Source organism: Actinomyces sp. oral taxon 175 str. F0384, assembly GCF_000223355.1.
Taxonomy (GTDB): Bacteria; Actinomycetota; Actinomycetes; order Actinomycetales; family Actinomycetaceae; genus Actinomyces; species Actinomyces oris.
Window position 1 is genome coordinate 41,930 of sequence record NZ_AFUR01000004.1, and the last position, 19,296, is coordinate 61,225.

The 19,296-nt window shown below is 69.3% G+C and carries 16 protein-coding genes and 1 tRNA gene; 13 read left to right on the top strand and 4 right to left on the bottom strand.

The features are described 5' to 3' along the window. Positions 1-84: 84 nt before the first annotated feature. The 9 genes from HMPREF9058_RS07680 (at position 85) to HMPREF9058_RS07720 (ending at position 9,605) form a co-directional block, all read left to right on the top strand. Positions 85-1,248, top strand: coding sequence for a methionine ABC transporter ATP-binding protein (locus HMPREF9058_RS07680; protein WP_009406678.1), 1,164 nt, complete (start codon positions 85-87; stop codon positions 1,246-1,248). Further along, a complete protein-coding gene (locus HMPREF9058_RS07685; RefSeq protein WP_009406710.1) occupies positions 1,245-1,961 on the top strand; it encodes a methionine ABC transporter permease in 717 nt (238 codons plus the stop codon). The genes HMPREF9058_RS07680 and HMPREF9058_RS07685 overlap by 4 nt, the downstream gene beginning before the upstream one ends. A gap of 128 nt (positions 1,962-2,089) precedes the next feature. Beyond that, positions 2,090-2,947, top strand: coding sequence for a MetQ/NlpA family ABC transporter substrate-binding protein (locus HMPREF9058_RS07690; RefSeq protein WP_009406686.1), 858 nt, complete (start codon positions 2,090-2,092; stop codon positions 2,945-2,947). Positions 2,948-3,381: 434 nt separating this feature from the next. Next, positions 3,382-4,245, top strand: a complete 864-nt coding sequence (locus HMPREF9058_RS07695; protein ID WP_254654101.1) for an ABC transporter ATP-binding protein — start codon at positions 3,382-3,384, stop codon at positions 4,243-4,245. Next, positions 4,242-5,633: an FtsX-like permease family protein gene (locus HMPREF9058_RS07700; RefSeq protein ID WP_009406706.1), complete on the top strand. Its 1,392-nt coding sequence runs from the start codon at positions 4,242-4,244 to the stop codon at positions 5,631-5,633. The genes HMPREF9058_RS07695 and HMPREF9058_RS07700 overlap by 4 nt, the downstream gene beginning before the upstream one ends. A 168-nt stretch (positions 5,634-5,801) precedes the next feature. Continuing rightward, entirely contained in the window at positions 5,802-6,287 is a 486-nt protein-coding gene (locus tag HMPREF9058_RS07705; RefSeq protein ID WP_043537965.1) for a helix-turn-helix domain-containing protein, read from the top strand. 109 nt (positions 6,288-6,396) lie between these two features. Next, complete coding sequence (locus HMPREF9058_RS07710; RefSeq protein WP_009406664.1) at positions 6,397-7,689, top strand: sensor histidine kinase; 1,293 nt, start codon at positions 6,397-6,399, stop codon at positions 7,687-7,689. Between the two features lie 3 nt (positions 7,690-7,692). Further along, positions 7,693-8,385 carry a response regulator transcription factor gene (locus tag HMPREF9058_RS07715; protein ID WP_009406668.1) on the top strand — a complete coding sequence of 231 codons (693 nt, stop codon included), beginning with the start codon at positions 7,693-7,695 and terminating at the stop codon, positions 8,383-8,385. Between the two features lie 386 nt (positions 8,386-8,771). After that, positions 8,772-9,605 carry an MT-A70 family methyltransferase gene (locus HMPREF9058_RS07720; protein WP_254654102.1) on the top strand — a complete coding sequence of 278 codons (834 nt, stop codon included), beginning with the start codon at positions 8,772-8,774 and terminating at the stop codon, positions 9,603-9,605. Positions 9,606-9,609: 4 nt separating this feature from the next. On the opposite strand, the gene HMPREF9058_RS07725 is transcribed toward HMPREF9058_RS07720, so the two are convergent. Further along, complete coding sequence (locus HMPREF9058_RS07725; RefSeq protein WP_009406682.1) at positions 9,610-11,631, bottom strand: hypothetical protein; 2,022 nt, start codon at positions 11,629-11,631, stop codon at positions 9,610-9,612. A gap of 101 nt (positions 11,632-11,732) precedes the next feature. Continuing rightward, positions 11,733-12,371, bottom strand: a complete 639-nt coding sequence (gene upp, locus HMPREF9058_RS07730; RefSeq protein WP_003788190.1) for a uracil phosphoribosyltransferase — start codon at positions 12,369-12,371, stop codon at positions 11,733-11,735. A gap of 695 nt (positions 12,372-13,066) precedes the next feature. Here upp and HMPREF9058_RS07735 point away from each other — a divergent pair. Then, on the top strand, positions 13,067-13,930 hold the full coding sequence (locus HMPREF9058_RS07735; RefSeq protein ID WP_009406702.1) for an aldo/keto reductase: 864 nt from the start codon (positions 13,067-13,069) through the stop codon (positions 13,928-13,930). A 305-nt stretch (positions 13,931-14,235) separates the two neighbouring features. On the opposite strand, the gene betT is transcribed toward HMPREF9058_RS07735, so the two are convergent. Further along, entirely contained in the window at positions 14,236-16,470 is a 2,235-nt protein-coding gene (gene betT, locus HMPREF9058_RS07740) for a choline BCCT transporter BetT (RefSeq protein ID WP_009406701.1), read from the bottom strand. 168 nt (positions 16,471-16,638) lie between these two features. Here betT and HMPREF9058_RS07745 point away from each other — a divergent pair, with 168 nt between their 5' ends. The 3 genes from HMPREF9058_RS07745 to HMPREF9058_RS07750 all read left to right on the top strand — a co-directional run bounded on the left by HMPREF9058_RS07745 (position 16,639) and on the right by HMPREF9058_RS07750 (position 18,238). Then, complete coding sequence (locus HMPREF9058_RS07745; protein WP_009406676.1) at positions 16,639-17,229, top strand: nucleoside deaminase; 591 nt, start codon at positions 16,639-16,641, stop codon at positions 17,227-17,229. Positions 17,230-17,358: 129 nt separating this feature from the next. Further along, positions 17,359-17,447 (top strand) — tRNA-Ser (locus HMPREF9058_RS13610). 329 nt (positions 17,448-17,776) lie between these two features. Further along, complete coding sequence (locus HMPREF9058_RS07750) at positions 17,777-18,238, top strand: nuclear transport factor 2 family protein (protein WP_009406705.1); 462 nt, start codon at positions 17,777-17,779, stop codon at positions 18,236-18,238. 168 nt (positions 18,239-18,406) lie between these two features. Here HMPREF9058_RS07750 and HMPREF9058_RS07755 read toward each other — a convergent pair. Then, positions 18,407-19,296, bottom strand: an 890-nt coding sequence (locus tag HMPREF9058_RS07755; RefSeq protein WP_009406709.1) for an ATP-dependent helicase C-terminal domain-containing protein, incomplete at its 5' end; no start/stop codon positions are given.

Genomic DNA, 19,296 nt, shown 5'->3' on the forward strand with positions numbered 1-19,296 from the left:
GGAACGCCGTCGATGTGGGCGTGACCTCGGTCCCTTGAAGGTGGCCTCGCTTGCGTCGCCAAGGCGGCGCTGCGTAAGTTACTGGTGGCCATCCAGAGCAACCGAGAGACCTGGCTCGACGACATTGCAGCAACCCCCTTCATGGTGCGGGTGCTTCCGCCAGGAACGATGGAGGAATACGTGACAACCAGTGAACAGTCGACCGCCGAGTCCGGCCGGTCCGAAGACGGTGACGTGCCCGGCTCTCCAAGCAAGCCCATGATCTCCCTGCGCGACGTCCACAAGGTCTACCGCCTGCGCAGCGGCAAGGAGGTGCGGGCCCTGGACGGGCTCAGTCTCGACGTCGCCGCCGGCTCCATCCACGGCATCGTCGGTACCTCCGGGGCCGGCAAGTCCACGCTCGTGCGCTGCCTGACCTCCCTGGAGCGCCCCACCAGCGGCCACGTGAGCGTCGCCGGGCAGGACATGACCGCCCTGTCGCCCAGCCAGCTGCGCGAGGCCCGACGCCGCATCGGCATGGTCTTCCAGCACGCCAACCTCCTGGACCAGCGCACCACGGCGCAGAACATCGCCTACCCGCTGGCGCTCGCGGGTGTCCCCGGCGGGAGGCGCCACCCGGTCGTCAAGCGCATGCTCGACCTCGTGGGCCTGGCCGACCGCGGCGGCTCCTACCCCTCCCAGCTCTCCGGCGGCCAGAAGCAGCGCGTCGGCATCGCCCGGGCGCTGGCCGACGACCCGGCCGTCCTCCTGTGTGACGAGCCCACCTCCGCCCTGGACCCGGAGACCACCCGCTCCATCCTCGACCTCATCAAGAACGTCCGCGACACCCTGGGCCTGACCGTCATCATCATCACCCACGAGATGAGCGTGGTCCGCCAGGTCTGCGACTCCGTCAGCCTGCTCGAGGCCGGGCGGATCGTGGAGAGCGGCCGCCTGGAGGACATCGTGCTCGACGTCGACTCCCGGCTCTCGCGCGAGATCGTGCCCTTCCCGAAGGTGCCCGAGGCCGCCGTCGCCAACGGCGAGAGCGTCATCGATGTCTCCATCACCGCCCACCCGGGCCAGCCGGCCGCCGTCGCCCTCATGTCCATGGTGGCCGAGCTCGGTGGGGACATCGCCGCCGGCGTCTTCGAGACGATCGGGCAGGCCCAGATCGGGCGCCTGGCCGTCACCGTCCCCGCGTCCGACACCGAACAGGCCGTGAGCACCCTGCGCAAGGCCGGTATTGCTGCGGAGGTCCGCTCATGAACTCGATCCTCCTTCCGCTGAGCCAGGCCGCCGCCGTGCCGAGCAGCCGCACCTGGTTCGACAACCCGGCCATCCAGAACAAGCTCGGCTACGCCCTCGTTGAGACCCTGGCGATGACCTTCGTCTCCGGGGCCATCACAGTCATCCTCGGGCTTCTGCTGGGGCTGGCCCTGGTCTCCACCGGCAAGCGGGGCCAGTTCCGCAACCCGACCCTGTACTGGGTGCTTTCCCAGATCGTCAACATCGGGCGCTCCATGCCCTTCATCATCCTCATGGTGGCGCTCATCCCGCTTACCCGGTTGCTCGTGGGCACCTCCCTGGGGTGGCAGGCGGCCTGCGTGCCGCTGACCATCGGCGCGATCCCCTTCTACGCGCGCCTGGTGGAGACGGCCATCAACGACGTCGACCGCGGCAAGGTCGAGGCCGCCCTCATGATGGGTGCCTCCGGACAGCAGATCACCTGGGGGGTCCTCGTGCGTGAGGCCCTGCCGATCCTCATCCAGTCGGCCACCGTCACCATCATCACCCTCCTGGGCTACTCCGCCATGGCCGGCGCCGTGGGCGGCGGCGGCGTGGGCGACCTCGCCATCCAGTACGGCTACCAGCGCAACCAGGTGGACGTCATGGTCATCACCGTGGTCGTCATCGTCGGCATTGTCGGCATCATCCAGCTGGTCGGCGACATGCTCAGCCGGCTGGTGAACCACCGCTGAGGCGATCACCAGCCGGGTAGGCGCGCAGCTGCCCAGAACCGGGCAGCCGCGCCGTCGGCCCCAGCACTGTTCAAGACTTTCCTCTCTCCCGTCACTGGGGGCCGCCCGGCCCCGCGAAAGGAACCACCATGTCCTCCTCTATCTCCCGGCGCACCGTCATCGCCGGTGGCCTGGCCACCGCCGCCACCCTCACCCTGGCCGCCTGCTCCAAGTCCGGTAAGGGCGAGGTCAAGGGCATCAAGGTCGACGGCGACACCGCCACGATCACCATCGGTGCCACCCCCAAGCCCCACGTCGAGATCCTCAAGTGGGTCCAGGACAACCTCACCAAGGGCTCCGGCATCAAGCTGGACATCAAGGAGATCAACGACTACCAGACGCCCAACTCCTCACTGGAGGACGGCTCGCTGGCCGCCAACTTCTACCAGACCCCCAACTTCCTGGCTCAGCAGAACAAGGAGAAGGGCTACGACTTCGTCTCCATCGCCGACGTCCACATCGAGCCCATGGGTATCTACACCTCCAAGGGCTACAAGGACGTCAAGGACATCAAGGAGGGCGGCACGATCGTCCTCAACAACGACCCGGCAAACACGGCGCGTGGGCTCAAGCTCCTGGCCCAGGCCGGGCTCATCGAGCTGGACAAGTCCGCCGAGCTGCCCAGCGACACCGACGTGACCTCCAACCCCAAGAAGCTGAAGTTCACCACGGTCGACGGCGCCCAGGTCTACAAGTCGATGCCGGACGCCGAGGCCGCGGTCATCAACGGCAACTACGCCATCGACGCCGGGCTGAACCCCAAGAAGGACGCGCTCGTCCTGGAGAAGGGCGGCAAGGACTCTGAGTACCCCAACCAGCTCGTCGTGCGCAAGGACGACAAGGACAACGAGCACCTCAAGAAGCTCGCCAAGCTCCTCAACGACGACAAGCTGCGTGACTACATCAGCAAGACCTGGCCCGACGGGGCGGTCGTCGCGGCGTTCTGACGTCGTCAGGCTGCGGCTGAGGGCAGGTTGAGGCCCGTGCGCGGGGCCGGTTGTGGTTGGTCGAAGGGCCGGCCGCGACCGGCCCCTCGTGTTGGTGCGGGTGGGGTGGGGCGCACGGGGTGTGGGCGGATGTGCGGCTCGGGCGGGGACATCCTGCGCGTCCGGGGACATGTCGTCGCGGGCGGGGACCTTCGACGCCGTCGGGGACGGGAATCCTGTCCCCGAACGCGCGGACTGTCCCCGGCTGGAGCGCACCGCACCCGGCCGCGCGGAATGTCCCCAACCGCGCTGCCCGTGGGGTCGGTTGTCATCATCTGTGGACAGTTCGCGGTCTGTGGGCCCGGGAGCCGAGGCGGTCGCCTAGGTTGATCCGCGGGCGTCCGACGGCGTCCAGCGATTCCGGCGGATTCACAGGGGAGAGGACGGCGCGCGCCATGGCAGCTCGACGTGAACGGACGCAGTGGGACCGGTCGGCTCAACCACTGCGGGGACGCACACCCGGGGGCCTTGGGGGCCCGGGCGGCGCGGCTGGGGAGGGAGACGTCGTCGGCGTCGGGGGAGAAGGTGGCCCGGCCGCTGTGGAGGCGCGCGACCTGCGCAAGTCCTTCCCGACCCCCGGCGGGGAACCGATCGAGATCCTGCACGGCATCTCCTGCGCCATGATGCCTGGGCGGATGACGGCGCTGGTCGGCCCCAGCGGCTCGGGCAAGTCGACGGCGCTGCTGTGCCTGGCCGGGCTGGAGCCGGCGACGTCGGGGCGCGTCTCGCTCATGGGGCGCGACCTCGGCGGGCTCCCGGCGGCGCGGGTGGCCGAGCTCTACCGCGACCGGGTGGGCTTCGTCTTTCAGGCCTACAACCTCGTGCCCTACCTGACGGTGCGGGAGAACATCACGATCTCCGACACCCTGGCCGGCCGGCGCCCCGACTCGGCGCGGGTGCGGGAGGTCCTGGCCGGGCTGGGACTGGAGTCGCGCGCTGACGCGGTCGCGACCACGCTCTCGGGCGGTGAGCAGCAGCGCGTCGCCCTAGGGCGGGTCCTCTACCGCCGTCCACCGGTCGTCTTCGCCGACGAGCCCACCGGGGCCCTGGACACCCACTCGGCCGCCTTCGTGCTCGCCGAGCTGCGACGCCTGGCCGACGACGGGGCCGCCGTTATCCTCGTGACGCACGACCTGGGGGCCGCTGCCCTGGCGGAGACCGTGCTCATCATGCGCGATGGCCGTATCGTCGACCGCCGCCGCGGTGCCACTCCCGACGAGCTGCTGGCCGCCGTCAATCAGACGGGAGATGCGGCATGACCCGCTACACGCTGCGCGCCCTGGCTACACAGTGGCGGGCCTGGTCGGGGACGGTGGCGGTGCTGGCCCTCGCCGCCGGGCTCATCAATGTCTGCCTGGTGCACCGCATGACCGTCACCCGGCCCGACGTCGTCGCCGCGGCGCGGGCGGCGGGCGTGGACCCGGCCGAGCTCACGGTTCCGGGCGTCTCGGTCGCCTTCTACACGGCGATGGTGACGGTTCCGGTGGTGGCCGTCGTCGGGCAGTCCTGCGTGCAGGCACTGCGCACGAGCTGGGCCCTGTGGCGGCTGGCCGGCGCCCTGCCTCGCCAGGTGCTCGCCGCCGTCCTCGCCACCGTGGCGGTGCTGGGACTGGTGGCCTGTGTGCCCGGGATCCTGCTGGGGCAGGTGGCGGCCCAGCCCTTCGCCTCGGTGCTCACCCGCCTGGCAGCCGCGCGCATGGGGCGCATCGAGGTCGCCCAGACCCCGACGACGCTCCTGCTCACCGTGGTGGTCGTGGTCGCCGTCGCGGTCCTGGGGGCCGTGGGCCCGGCGCGCGCCGCGGTGAGGACGCCCGCCGTGGAGGCGGTTCGCGATGCGGCCCCGAGTGGGCGACGGCGCATGGGTGTGGGGCGACGGATCCTGGCCGGACTCTGGGCGCTCGCATGCGCGGGGCAGCTGCTCCTCGCTTTTCTGGCTCCGCCGGGAAGGAAGATCGACGGATGGCCGACCGGTGGGGGCCAGGCGATCCTGGCATCGCTCCTGCTCGCGGTCCTCGTGGTGCTGCTGGCGCCCGCGCTCATCCCGCGGCTGCTGCGGCTGTGGTCGGCGCCGCTGGCGCGGCTGGGTGGACCGTGGCTCATCGCGCGGCGTTCGGCGCTGTGGCGCAGCGAGTCGTCGGCGAGTGCCATCGGCCTGCTGGCCCTGGCGATCTCCTTCACCGCGGCACTCACGACCAGTCTCGCCACGGGGCAGGCGGTGGTGGAGGCGGCGCGCCTGAACGTGGCGATCAACCAGGTGGACTCGCTGGTGCTGGCGACGATCCTCGGGGCCGTGGCGCTGCTGGGGGCCGTGGCCGTCGTCGGCATGTCCTCCCGGTCCCGGCAGCGTGAGCTCGCGGTGCTGCGCTGCGCCGGGAGCACGGTGCGCGGCGTGTGCCGGCAGGTGGTCGTCGAGGCGGGCCTGTACGTGGGGACGGCCCTGCTGATCTCGCTCGTGCCGCTGGTGGTGACCACGGCCGGCGAGTCCCTTTTCTACGTCAGGGCGGGGATGCCGCTGGTAGTGCGCCCCGGCGTCGGGCCAGTGCTGCTGGTGGCCCTCCTGTCCTTGCTGGCCCTGGTCGCGGTGCTACTCGCTCCGATCCGGGGCGCCACCCGGACCCCGATCGGCACCGTCCTGGCGGCCGAGTGAGACGGGCTGGAGTAGGTCGAGCAGAGGCCGCTGGTTGCCTGGGGCTCGAGGAGACTGGCAGAAGTGATAGCGCCCCGCCTTGTGTCAACGCCCACCAAGCCCTACATTCAAATCGCTCAAAACGATCAATTCGAACAAGACGAGCGAGCAGTAGCGTGGGAGTGTGACATGACGATAACGACTGAGAGCAAGACCTACCTGCCTGAGGAGGAGGTTGCTGGACGGTTTGCTGAGCTTGTGACGGCGCTTGAGGCGTCCTCCGGTGCGGCGCTGACCATCAATGGTGAGACGATTGACCTCCCACCCGCCGTGGCTGAAGCCCTTCTTCAGGTCGTGGATGCGATGCGTCGAGGTCTGGCTGTCACGGTGGCGCCGCAGGACCAGCGTCTGACGACCCAGGAGGCGGCTGACATGTTGGGCATCTCGCGGCCGACGCTGGTCAGGATGTTGGAGGCCGGCGAGATCCCGTTCGAGAAGGTCAGACGGCATCGTCGCTTGTTCCTCACTGACGTGCTGGAGTTCCGTGAGCGTCAGCGTCGGGCAGCGAATGAGGCCCTGTCGGACATGGTGGCCGACGCTCAGGCGATGGGCGCCTACGATGACGACCCTGCCGAGCTGCGCCAAGTCCTCAAGGACCTCCGCTCCCAGGGCTGACCGATGGCGTTCTCCCCTTGCCGCAACCGCGCTTGGCGGCCCGCTGGCTGCGGTCGGGGCTCAGATCTAGCGGCGTAGGGTACGGACGCAACGGGGAGGAGGGGCGCTGGTGTTCGGTGCAGAGCGTAGTTCGTCGTTGGCCATGAGGATGCGGATCGACTGGCGGACGCTGGGGGAGTGGGTGCGCCAGCCGGCGCCCGCGCAGGCCGGCCCCGGCATCCTGTCCACGCTGCTCCTCATCCTGTGCGCCACCTACCAGGGCGGCATGATCGGCAGCGCGGTGCTGACGGGCCGCGTCGGCGACGGCGGCCTGGTTGCAGGGATCGCCCCAACCAGAATCGGCTTCGCGATTCTCGTTCTGGCGGCCATGGGGTCCACGGCACTCCTCACTGCGAGACACAGGTACCCGCTGGCGGTCTTTCTGGCCGAGTGTGCCGTGTACGTGGTGGCCTCGGCACTGGGGCTCAACAATTTCTTTCTCTTCCCGGTGCTGGTGGCGCTGGGGAGCGCGGTGATTCGGCTCCCGCTGTGTCAGCACCTCGCGGTGATCGGCGCGGCCTGCCTCATGGCGACGGCCAGCGCGGTCCTGGTGGCCCCGCCCGGGGTCCTGATGGAGGAGTGGCTCAGCCAGGTGGTCGCCGTCCTGCTGACGGTCATCGCGGCAATGATGGCGCGCAGCGTCGCGAACTGGCGAGCGGCGCAAGCCGGGGCCAAAGCCGAGCGGGAGCGCTTCCGGGCGCTTCGGGCCGAGCGCGACCGCGCGGTGAACCGGGCCGGTATCGCCGCCGAGCTGCACGACTCCGTGGGGCACGGCTTGACCACGATCATCGCCCTGTCCGAGGGGCTGGCCGGTGGCGCCGACCCGGAGATCGATGAGGCGCTCGGCGGCATCAACGAGGTGGCCCGGGAGTGCCTGGAGCAGACGCGCCGGGCGGTGAGGGCCCTGGCCGACGGCGGGGACTCACCGAACCGGGATGGTGCCGGGCACCGGTCTTGGGATGAGATCAGGAGGGTCGTCGGCCGGGTGAGGTCGATGGGTGTCACGGTCGTCTTCACTGAGACCGGGCAGCGGGCCGACGACGCCGGGCAGGCCGAGCTGTGCTTCGCGCTCACCCGGGAGGCGCTCACCAACGCAGTGCGGCACGCGCCCGCGCTGTCGCAGGTGCAGGTGTCCTGGGACCACGGCGAGTCGGCAGTCACGGTGACGGTTCGCAACGACGGCGCCTCGGGTAGCAGAGGCGGGAAGGACGACGGCTGCCGTGGTGGCCTCGCGGAAGGGACCGGCCTGCTGCGGCTGCGGGCCCGGGTCGAGGCGGCGGGAGGCTCGCTGGACTGGGGGCCCGAGTCCGACGGCGGCTGGCTGGTGACGGCGATAGTGCCGAGAACTCGCGGTGAGGGCTGAGGCGTGGGCGCGGAATCGGAGGGGCTGAGGCCGACGTCGGTCATGATCGTGGATGACCAGCGCTACGCGCGCCTGGGGCTGGCGCTCATGATCCGCAAGGCGCCGGACCTGCACGTGGTGGCGGAGGCCGGTGACGGGCAGGAGGCGCTAGAAGTCCTGGAGCGGCTGAACCGGTCAACGGGGCTGCCCGACGTCGTCCTCATGGATGTGCGCATGCCGGGAATGGATGGGATCAGCGCGACCCGTGCGATGGCGCGACGGTTCCCAACGGTGAAGGTCCTGGTGCTGACCACCTACGACGAGGACGACTACGCCTTCGGGGCGCTGGAGGTGGGGGCATCGGGGTTCCTGCTCAAGGACGTGCGTGCGGCGCAGCTGGCTCAGGCGGTGCGGGCGGTGGCACAGGGCGATGCGGTGCTCACGCCGCGCGTCACCAAGGAGCTCATCGCGCGTGGGGTTCCGCGGGTGCTGCCCGGGGCGCAGCGTGAGGGGCTGCGGGAGAGGTTCGGGGTGCTCACGCCCAGGGAGCTCGACGTGGCCCGGCTCATTGCGGAGGGCATGTCGAACGAGGAGATCGCCGAGCGGCTCGTGCTGCAGCCCGCCTCCGTGCGCCGCAACGTCAGCCGCATCCTGGCCAAGCTCCACTTGCGTGACCGCGTCCAAATCGCCGTCGCCTGGTACAAGAGCGGCGGTTGAGATGTGTTGTGTCCTCGCGGGCGGGTGCACTCCGCGCGTCCGGGGACAATCTTGTGCGTCCGGGGACCTTCGACGCCGTCGGGGACGGGAATCCGGTCCCCGAACGCGTGGGCTGTCCCCGGCTGGAGTGCACGGCGCCCGGCCGCGCGGAATGTCCCCGCCGGTGTCGGAGACACGGTCGTCTGCGGCCGCAGGCAGGTGCGATCCGCGCCAGTCCCGCCGGCCCCCAGCGTGGAACTGCCAGCAGTCCGGCTTGATGACATGGGACGCGAGCGGTCCCCATCCACGTAAAATCCTCACGAGTGACAAACCAGATCTATTTCTGGTACATCTAAGGAGTGTCCAAGGCTCTGGGATCCTCCGCGGAAATCGCTCCACTTCCTACTGTGGAAGGAGGATTTCAGACCGTTCTGGCCGACCCTCCGTGGCGGTTCACCAATCGAACCGGCAAGGTCGCTCCCGAGCACCGTCGTCTGGGCAGGTACGGGACGATGTCCCTCGAGGAGATCAAGGAGCTCCCGGTCGGTGACGTGACCGCGGCGAATGCCCACCTGTACCTGTGGGTTCCCAACGCCTTGCTTCCGGAGGGTCTGGAGGTGATGCAGGCGTGGGGATTCCGCTACGTCTCGAACATCATCTGGGCCAAGCGACGCAAAGACGGTGGGCCGGACGGCCGCGGCGTCGGCTTCTACTTCCGCAATGTCACCGAGCCGATCCTGTTCGGGGTCAAAGGATCCTTGAGAACGTTGGCGCCGGGGCGCTCAACGGTCAATATGATCGAGACGCGCAAGCGTGAGCACAGTCGCAAGCCCGACGAGCAGTACGACCTCATTGAGTCATGCTCGCCGGGGCCATACCTGGAGATGTTCGCCCGCTACGCGCAACCCGGCTGGTCCGTGTGGGGCAATGAGTCGGATGAAGAGATCACGCCGCAGGGGAAGGCTCAGCGGGGATACGCCGGCGGCGACATCGACCCCCTGCCCGACCTGGAATCCAATGAGCAGATGAGCGACTGGCTCTCGGATCGCGTCGCCCGGATCATGGCCGATGAGTACGTGAAGGGGGCGTCAGTTCAACAGATTTCGACACAGTCGGGATACTCCATCACGCGGGTACGGAGCCTCTTGGTCAAGGGTGGCGTGGAACTGCGAGGGCGAGGGCGCCCCAAGAAAGCGGCCCAGGACGTCCCCGAGAGCTCCGTGTCAGAGCTGCTGCCGTAGCAGTTCAGGAGGCCGGTTTGAAACCGATGACCTTGCCGTCGTACTTGTTGTAGCCGATGACGAGGTCGGGCTTGGCCATGATGAGCGTATCCTCATTCTCCAAGTCAATTCCGCTGAACTTAATCTCCTTCCCGGTCTTAACGTTCATGAGCGCACTTATCCGGTTGACGTCCCCTTTGCCCAGTATCATCAGCTTGACGATGCTGCCATCTTGAGAACTCTTCGCCACAGACGGGCACCCGGAGGATATGGTGTTTGTGTCCGCCTCCGGAACACTGAAGGAACTGCCTTGCTTGGGCTTGATCCGGGTGACGCAGCCGTCGCTGTTTGATCTTGCAGTCAGGCTGGCGTCACTGAAGTCCTGGTCCTTGAAGTAGGTGCGATGCTCCTCGGCTGTGAGGAGCTTTTTATCTTCCTCGACAACAGTCTCCTTTGAAGGTAGGGTCTGTCGATAGCTGCCCTGTTTCTTCCCCTTGAAATCATAAACTGTCACTTTGTACTCCTGGTCGGCTGACGAACTCGAATCGGAATCAGATTTGTCCTCTGCCTCCAGAGTTCCCCAACCGTCCTGGAAGTACCAGGTTATGAAGTCTGAGTCGGCCTTCGAGCCTCCGCCGAGGAACCGGGTCTCTCCACTATCGATGTCGATGATGGCGTTCAACAGTGCCAGATAACGCTGATTGTCTCTGACTAGAAAGGTCGTACTGTATGTGGTCAGTGAGTCAAAGGGTCTTCCCGCCCCGGCGATCGTGCGCGACCACTTCTGTTTCTTGTCCGCACCCCAGGCGGTACACTTGTCGCTCTCCTTGCAGAAAATGGCGGTATCGCCGACGATTAATGCGGAGTTGCTGCTACCCCAGGGTGCCTTTGAGGTCTTTCCGGTTTTCAGGTCAATGAGGGTGGACTTGTAGACCAGTGTGTCGCTGCCCCATTGCATGAGAGCGAGTGAGTCATCATATGATGACGTGAAGTCCTCGTCGTCAATGGTGGTCTTCCATGCTTCCTTGATGTTATCGCCCAGCGGGCCGTAAGCGGTGATCTCTCCAGTGTTCTTGTCGACTGTCAGGAGATGATCCCCGAAAACAAAAGGATCCTCAAAGGATGCGACGTCGATGCTCCAGGCCTTGTCCGCACCTTTGGTCCAGGCATTCGACGGAGTCACGTACGTTGAACCCAAGTAGACCTCACTGCGGCCCAGGAAGTACCAGGCGGCCGCACCTCCAGCGCCCAGAACGAGAATGATCGGCAGAACGACAGCGACCACCTTGAGCAGACGGCGCTTCTTCGGGGCCTGCGCCGGCGGCGCATACATTGGTGTCTCATAGGCCGGTGCGACCGGCTGCCCCGGACCGGATGCCTGCCCTGAGTCATAAGCCTGGCCGCGGCCCAGTACGTATTCCGACGGCACCCGGCTCGGCACCCCGGGCGGCATCGCGGTCTGCTGGTCCAGGGGCTGAGCCCCTGCTTGCATCGAGGGCGCCGAATACCCCTGGCCGGCTGGCGGCGGCGCGACGGGCTGCGCCGCCTGAGCGACCTGCGGGGGCGGGCCCTGCGGGCTCTGAGGCTCCACGGCCCCATACCCCTGAGGGGAGGGCCCCTGAAGCGAACCTGCCTGCGGTGCCGCTCCGGATGCCCCTAGCTGGTGACCGCCATACTCCTGAGGAACCTGCGCGTACCCAGAGCTGGTGGACGCCGCCTGCTGGGCTGGCGCCCATGCCGCTCCAGCTGTCCCCACCGCCATCGTCGGAGCCATCGGGCCGATCTCGCCCGGGACAGGAGACTGTGCTGGCCGCGCCGGCTGAGCACCACGACCGGCCTGGCGCGCCAGCACCTCCCGTACGACGGCGTCGTCGGACCGCTCCAGTATCTTGCGCACCCGAGGCGGGATCGACGGGTTGGTCGCCAGGATCGAGTGCAGGTCGGGACGGGTCTCGGCGATCCGCTCGAGGTCCTGCGGCGAGGCGAACCTGCTGAGGGCCGTTGTCGCGTCGTAGTCGCCGGAAGAAGGTGAGTGCCCCATCGTCATGTCTCCCGAGCCTAACGAAATCTATGGCTCGAGGTCACAGAATGAGCACATCAGCCTCCCGCCCGCGTCGTTGAAATGACGCGGGCGGGAGGAGCGGTGAGTCAGTCGACGATGCCGTAGAGGCGGTCCCCGGCGTCGCCCAGACCGGGCACGATGTAGGCGTGCTCGTTGAGGCGCTCGTCAACCCCGGCGGTCACCACCGTGACGTTCGCGCGCTCGCCGACCGCATCCTCCAGCGTCTTGACCCCCTCGGGCGCGGCGATGAGGCACAGCGCGGTGACGTCGCGCGCCCCGCGCTCCAGCAGGTAGTCGATGGCGGCCACGAGGGTGTGACCGGTGGCGAGCATGGGGTCGACGACGAAGCACTGGCGGCCCGAGAGGTCATCGGGCAGGCGGTTGGCGTAGGTCTCCACCTCCAGGGTGTCCTCGTCGCGCTTCATCCCCAGGAAGCCGACCTCCGCCGTGGGCAGCAGGCGGGTCATGCCCTCCAGCATCCCCAGGCCCGCGCGCAGGATCGGCACCACGATCGGCCGCGGGTCGGCCAGGCGGCGGCACTGGGCGAGTGCCACGGGGGTGCGGATCTCGACCTCCTCGGTGCGCACCTCGCGGGTGGCCTCGTAGGCGAGCAGGGTGACGAGCTCGTCCACCAGCTGGCGGAAGACCGCCGACGGTGTCCTCTCGTCGCGCAGGACGGAGAGCTTGTGGTCGATGAGGGGGTGGTCGGCAACGTGGAGGCGCATGGGGACAGCCTAATGCCGCAGCCGGGTTCGCACCGTCGCAACGCGTGCGGGCCTCGTGCGCGCCCACGGTGGGGTCACGTCGCACCGGTGGACTGGATGCGTCGCTGGCGTCGGAGTTGCCGCCGGTGTCCCCGCTGAGATCTTGCGACGCTGACCGTGTTGTGTCCAAATCGGATACAAAGGTCGCTTCGCGTTCTTCAGGGCTGCATGAGAACCGCGGAATCATGCGGTTTCGTTTCGCCCGTTTCACTCCGGCAGAGCCCTTTGTATCCGATTTGGACATCGGGCCCGCCGTAGGGGCCGTTTCGGCCACCGCGCGCCACCGCTTCCCGATGCACAACCCCGCCCCAACCGCTCCCAGACACCCAACGTCTCTCTCACGGGTGGCGGGTCCGCCCGCAGGCCCCATCCCGTGCTGTGCGGCCGGGGACATTCTGTGCGGCCGGGTGCAGTCTGCACCGGGCGGGGGCATTCGACGCCGTTGGGGACAGGATTCCGGTCCCCGCACGCGTGAGATGCCCCTGGCCGTAAGGAAAAGTCCCCGGCCGCGCAGGATGTCCCCGTCGGTGGCTGGGCATGGGCGCCACGCGCACGCCGGGCAGCCCGCACGCCAGTTGGGCCCGGCGCGAAAGGGACGACATCCCGCCCGCCTGCGGGGCTAGGTTGCTGACACCGACCGCATCGAAGGAGAATTCATGGCCAACGGCTCCGCCCCCACCATCACTCTTAACAATGGCGTCGATATCCCGCAGATCGGCTACGGCGTCTTCCTGACTCCGCCGGAGGAGACCGAGCGGGCCGTGCTCGAGGCCTTCGAGGTCGGCTACCGCCACGTCGACACCGCCCAGGCCTACCGCAACGAGGAGGGCGTGGGCGCGGCCGTCGCCGCCAGTGGACTGCCCCGCGAGGACATTTTCCTGACCACCAAGGTGTGGATCTCCAACGCCGGGGAGGAGCGCGCCGCGCGCTCCATCGACGGCTCCCTGCGCCGCCTGGGCACCGACTACATCGACCTGCTGCTCGTCCACCAGCCCTTCGGCGACTACTACGGCACCTACCGCGCCATGGAGAAGGCCCTGGCCGCCGGCAAGGTCCGCGCCATCGGCGTCTCCAACTTCTTCCCCGACCGGTTCGTGGACCTGGCGCAGCACGTCGAGGTGCCGCCGGCCGTCAACCAGATGGAGACCCACGTCTTCAACCAGCAGGCCGACAATCGCGCCTGGTACACCAAGTACGGCACCGCCCTGGAGTCCTGGGGGCCGCTCGCCCAGGGCCGCAACAACATCTTCACCCACCCGGTGCTCAACGCCGTCGGCGAGAAGCACGGCAAGACCGCCGCCCAGGTGGCCCTGCGCTATCTCATCCAGCTCGACATCATCGTTATCCCCAAGACGGTCCACCGCGAGCGCATGGTCACCAACCTCGACGTCACCGACTTCCAGCTCGACGACGCCGACATGCGGGCCATCGCCGCGCTCGACGAGGGACAGGGCGTCGTCAACCACTACGACCCCGCCTTCCAGGAGCGCCTCGCCTCCTACACGGTCGAGGCGGACTGACCTCGGGCCGCCGGTGGCCGCATCCGGCTACCGGCGGCCATGTCTGGCGGGGACATTCGACGCGGCCAGGTGTGGTCTACTCCGGCCGGGGACCTTCGACGCCTTCGGGGACAGGAATCCCGTCCCCGCACGCGCAGGATGCCCCCGCCCGGAAGAAAGAGTCCCCGGCTGCGCGCAATGTCCCCGTCAGTGTTGGGGGTGCACTGAGAGACGGCGGTGAGGAGACGGTGGGCCGGGGTAGACCGGTCGATGGCGGGGAGGAATCGAGCCCGGGGCAGGCCCGACAGCGGGCGCGGGAGTACGCCTCAGAGCCGGCGGGAGAACCGGGACTCGCTCTTCTCGGAGGTGCCCACGTACTCCAGCCAGCGCTCGTAGTGGTCGAGGACGTCGTGGGCCACCTGGTCGGAGTTCCAGTCGACGACGTCGTAGCCCTGGCCGCCGCTGTGCGGGCGCACCTCGAGGCGCACCGTGAGGTCGTCGGCCTCGTGGACCGCGAAACCGTAGGCGGGCACCGGCGTGACCACCATGCGCACCACGTAGCGGAAGGAGTCGATGGAGCTGGACTGCTCCTCGCCGCTGTCGGTGGCCGGGTGGGAGGAGACCACCAGGCTGGCGCGCCCCAGGAAGGTGCGCTCGTCGTCGGGGTCCTGGGCCTCGGGGCCCTCGACGAAGACCTCGGCGGAGACGTTCTCCTTGCGCAGCTCGGTGGCCACCGCCTCCAGAGCCGGCACGATGCGCCGCTCCATGGCGTTGCCGGCCTCGTCGGGGGACACCGAGTTGAGGGTGTGCGTCAGGCGCTCGCGCCAGGGCGTCTGCTCCAGCCCCGCGGCCGAGCCGTTGAAGCCCAGGGCCCGGTTGCTGTTGGCCTGACTCAGGGCCTGGTTGTAGGTGTCCTCGGTGCTCAGGGAGCGCCACAGGGTGTACATGATGAGGATGAGGACCCCGGAGAAGGGCAGCGCCATGACGATCGTGGCCTGCTGCAGGATGGGGATGCCGCCGGCCACGAGCATCGCGATGGTGAGAATCCCGGTCAGGGCGGCCCAGAAGATCCGCAGCCAGGCGGCGGCGTCCTGACGCGCCGAGCGGATACGGCTGGAGAGGTTGGCCATCACCAGGGCGCCGGAGTCGGCGCTGGTGACGTAGAAGAGGATCCCCACGAACAGCGCCAGGGCGATGAGGATCTTCTGGCCCGGCAGGTGCTCCAGGATCCAGTACAGCCCCTGCTCGGGGCGCTCCAGGGTGATGTCCCGGAACTCGCCGTTGCCGCGGATGACCAGGTCCAGGGCGTGGTTGCCGAAGATCGCCACCCACATGAGGATGTAGCAGAAGGGCAGCAGGAGGCTGCCGAGCACGAACTGGCGGATGGTGCGGCCGCGTGAGATGCGGGCCAGGAACATGCCCACGAAGGCCGCCCAGGCGATCCACCACGCCCAGAAGAACAGGGTCCAGGCGTTGAGCCAGTCATCGGGACGGTTGTAGGCGTAGGTCTCCAGCGTCAGCTGCGGGAAGCGGGTGAAGAAGTCGCCGATGGAGCCGATGAGCGCGTCGATGAGAAAAGCGGCGTCACCGGTGATGAGCACCCACAGGGCCAGGCCGATGGCCAGCAGCACGTTGATGGTGGACAGGACGCGCACGCCTCGGTCGACGCCGGAGACGGCCGAGACGGTGGCCATGATGACGGCCAGGGCGGTCAGCCCGATCTGGGTGGGGAAGCCCTGCGGCAGCCCGAACAGGATGTTGAGGGCCACGTTCAGCTGGACGACGCCGACCCCCAGCGAGGCCGCGATGCCGAAGACCCCGCCGACCAGGGCTGCGGCGTCGACGATGTCGCCGATGACGCCCTCGGTGTGCCGCCCCAGCAGCGGGCGCAGGGTGGAGCGCAGCGTGAGGGTATCGCGGCGTCGGTAGGCGAAGTAGGCCATGGCCAGGCCCACCAGGGCGTACAGGCCCCAGCCGGAGATGCCGTAGTGGAACAGGGACAGGACGATGGCCTCGCGGGCGCGGGCGGCCGGGGGGATGGCCTGGGCGTCGCCGGTGGGCGGGTGCACGAACTGGTCGACCGGCTCGGCGACGGCGAAGAACAGGATCTCGGTGCCGATGCCGGCGGCGAAGAGCATGGCCGTCCAGGCGAAGGTGGAGAAGTCCGGCGTCGAGTTGTCCGGGCCCAGGCGGATGCGCCCGAAGCGGGAGAAGGCCAGGCCCAGGATGAAGACGAGCGCGGCCGTGATGAGCAGGATGTAGAAGGAGCCGAACCATCGGCTCGTCCAGGTCACGGCCGCCCCGAAGGCGCTCTTGACGAGGTCGGGGGCGATGAGCGCGGCCAGGGCGACGATCGCGATGATGGTGGCCGACACGAAGAACACCACCGGGTTGAGGGGCTCCTTGCCGGGCAGCTTGCCGAGCAGGGCGCCGGGGAAGGACCCGCCGGGGAGCCGCAGCACTGAGAAGCGGTCCGACGACGGGGCCGGCCGGGTTGAGTCCTTGGAGGGGCCGTCTGTCGCGGACTCGCTCTCATCGCTCGATTCGGGGGACCGGCTCACCGACCTGCTCCGTTCTTCGTGGGGTCTTCGCGGGGGCTTCTCGGGGTCTTCGTGGGGCTTGGGTTGCTGGCCCGGGGGGGCGGCGCCGGGGCCGCCGGGGGCCGGTGGGGCGGCTGACCGTCCGAGCCCGGGCATGTCGTGGGGAGCCTATAACGAGATAATGAACTCGTGACGTCTTCACCTTCTACGCAGCCGCCGAGGCCGCCGGTCCCGGGCTCCGACGCCGGCGCGCCCGGTGGGCGAGCGGGTCTCGCCGGGGAGCGGGGCGGCGGCACGGTCATCAAACAGGCCCTCAGCCCGGCCACTAGTCCGGTCATCGACGCCGCCATGTTGCGTGCCCTGGAGCTGGCCCGGGCGGCTGGTGAGGCTGGGGAGGTGCCGGTGGGCGCCGTCGTGCTCTCGCCGGAGGGGGCGGTCCTCGCTGAGGCCGCCAACGCCCGCGAGGCCGAGCGCGACCCGACGGCGCACGCCGAGATTCGCGCCCTGCGTGCCGCCGGCGCCGCTCTGGGCGACTCCCACCTGGACGGCTGCACTCTTGTGGTCACGCTCGAGCCGTGCACCATGTGCGCCGGCGCCATTGTCCTGGCCCGGGTGGCCCGACTCGTCCTGGGGGCCTGGGAGCCGAGGACCGGGGCCTGCGGCTCGGTGCGCGACGTCGTGCGCGACACCCGCGCCAACCACCAGGTCGAGGTGCGCGCCGGCCTGCGCGCCCAGGAGTCCCAGGATCTCCTGACCGCCTTCTTCGCCGACCGCCGCTGACGGGCCCCGCCGGCTGGGCCGCCGGGCGCGGTGAGCCTCAGGTCTTGCCGAGCACGACGTCGGTCGTGACTGATACCGCAGGACGTCGCGTTGGGGAGCGGGGCAACGTCCGTGTAACCTCGTGGGCGAGGTAGCGTGTCCGAGCGGCCGAAGGTGCAGATCTCGAAAGTCTGTGTGGTTCATAGCCACCCTGGGTTCGAATCCCAGCGCTACCGCCACGGGAGGGCCCGTCGAGCAGCCAGGTGCTGTGCGGCGGGCCCTTCGCGTTCCCCGTTTCGGCGTTGCCCGTGTTGATGGCCGGTGGCTGCTCGACGTCGTGAGACGCCCGTACTGCACGAGGGCCGGGGGCCACTGGGGGAGGGGCGGGTGTACTCCACGTAGGTCGGGGGTTCGTCCAGTACGCACAACCTTCGGGCGGTAGATCCCCACCCTCGTGGAGTAGCCGCCTTATGCGGCCCGTTGCCGCGCGCTGCGGCCCTGCGCCCCGACCTGGCCGCTGGAGCTGTTGGTCCCTCATATATTCGACGTCGGGCCGTACTCTTGACCTATGAGTCGCCGTCCCCACGAATCCCGAACCCTGTCCCGTTCCCGCACTCAGGCCCCGCACCCCCACGCCTCCGAGATCGCGCCGCGCGCGGCCGCTGACCTCTACTCGCTCCTGTGCGACGCCATGGTCGCCGCTGACACCAAGGCCATCGACGCCCTGCTCACCGACTACTGCGTCCTGACCCACATGACCGGCTACCCCCAGCCCAAGGTCGAGTGGCTCGGCGACATCGCCAACGGCGCCATGCGCTACCACTCCCACGAGGTGGTCTCCGTCCAGCCCGACACCATCGCCGGCTTCCCGGTGGTGCGCGGCCGCACCCGCACCACGGCCACCCTGTGGGGCGGGCGCGGCACCTGGAACCTCCAGATCGTCGGATACGTCGTGCCCGACGCCGACCCCGACACCGAGCGCAACCCCACCGGCTTCCGCTTCAGCCGCCTGGACGCCTCCACCTGGTGAGGCCCCACCACCCGACCGGTTGCCCTCCGCGCCGGTGAGCCGGCCGGGGCAGTTCGTGAGCGGCCCGGGTCGGGGCCCGGCGGGGGGGCAGTGGTGCCAGCGCTGCCGACAGGGCCGGCACTCACCATCGACCGTCCCCGGACGGCCCGGGCTGAGCTTCGCCCCCACCTACCGACGTCGTCCGGTCCCCCTCGTGGCGGGTGCGTTCCACGGGTCCTCCGGCCAGGCGTGCTTGGGGTAGCGGCCCCGCATCTCGGCGCGCACCTGCGGATAGCCCTGCTCCCAGAAGGAGGCCAGGTCGTCGGTGACCGCCACCGGACGGCGCGCCGGAGAGAGCAGGTGCAGCAGCACCGCCACCCGGCCCTCCACGATCCGCGGAGTGGCCTCCCAGCCGAAGCACTCCTGGACCCGCACCGCCAGCACCGGCCGACCCGCCCGCCCGGCCTCGGCCGGGCCTGCCAGTCCCGCGCTCCCGGCCGCGCCGCCGACCGCCGCCGTGTAGTCCACCCGCACCTGTGAGCCGGAGGGGACCTCGATCCGTTCGGGCACCAGCTCGTCCAGGCGCGCCGCCTGCGGCCACGGCAGCAGCGCCCGCAGCGCCTGGGCCACGTCCAGCCGCTCCAGGCTGAAACGGCGACTCCCCGAGCCCGACGCCGACTCACCGGACCTACCCGACCCGCCTGACCCTCCGGCCTGCCCGGCCAGGCGCGTCACAGCCAGTGCCAGCCACTCCTCGGCCCGCTCGGCCAGGGCCGCATCGCTCATATCCGGCCAGGGCTCGCCCAGGTGCTCATGCAGCAGGGCCAGTCGGGCGCGCAGGCCGAGCGCCTCCTCATCCCACGGCAGTACGCCCAGGCCGGCATCAGCCCCCTCGGCGCGCACCCGTGCGACGACGGCCTCCGCCACCTGCGTCGAACCCGGCGGCGGCCCCGGGGTGGTGGTGAGTGTGATGGCCCCCAGGCGGCGCAGGCTCTCCGTGCGCAGCCGCCCGCCCTCCCAGACGGTGCGCTCCTCCTCGGTCAGCCAGGCCCCGGCCAGCTCCAGGGCCGTCTGCTCAG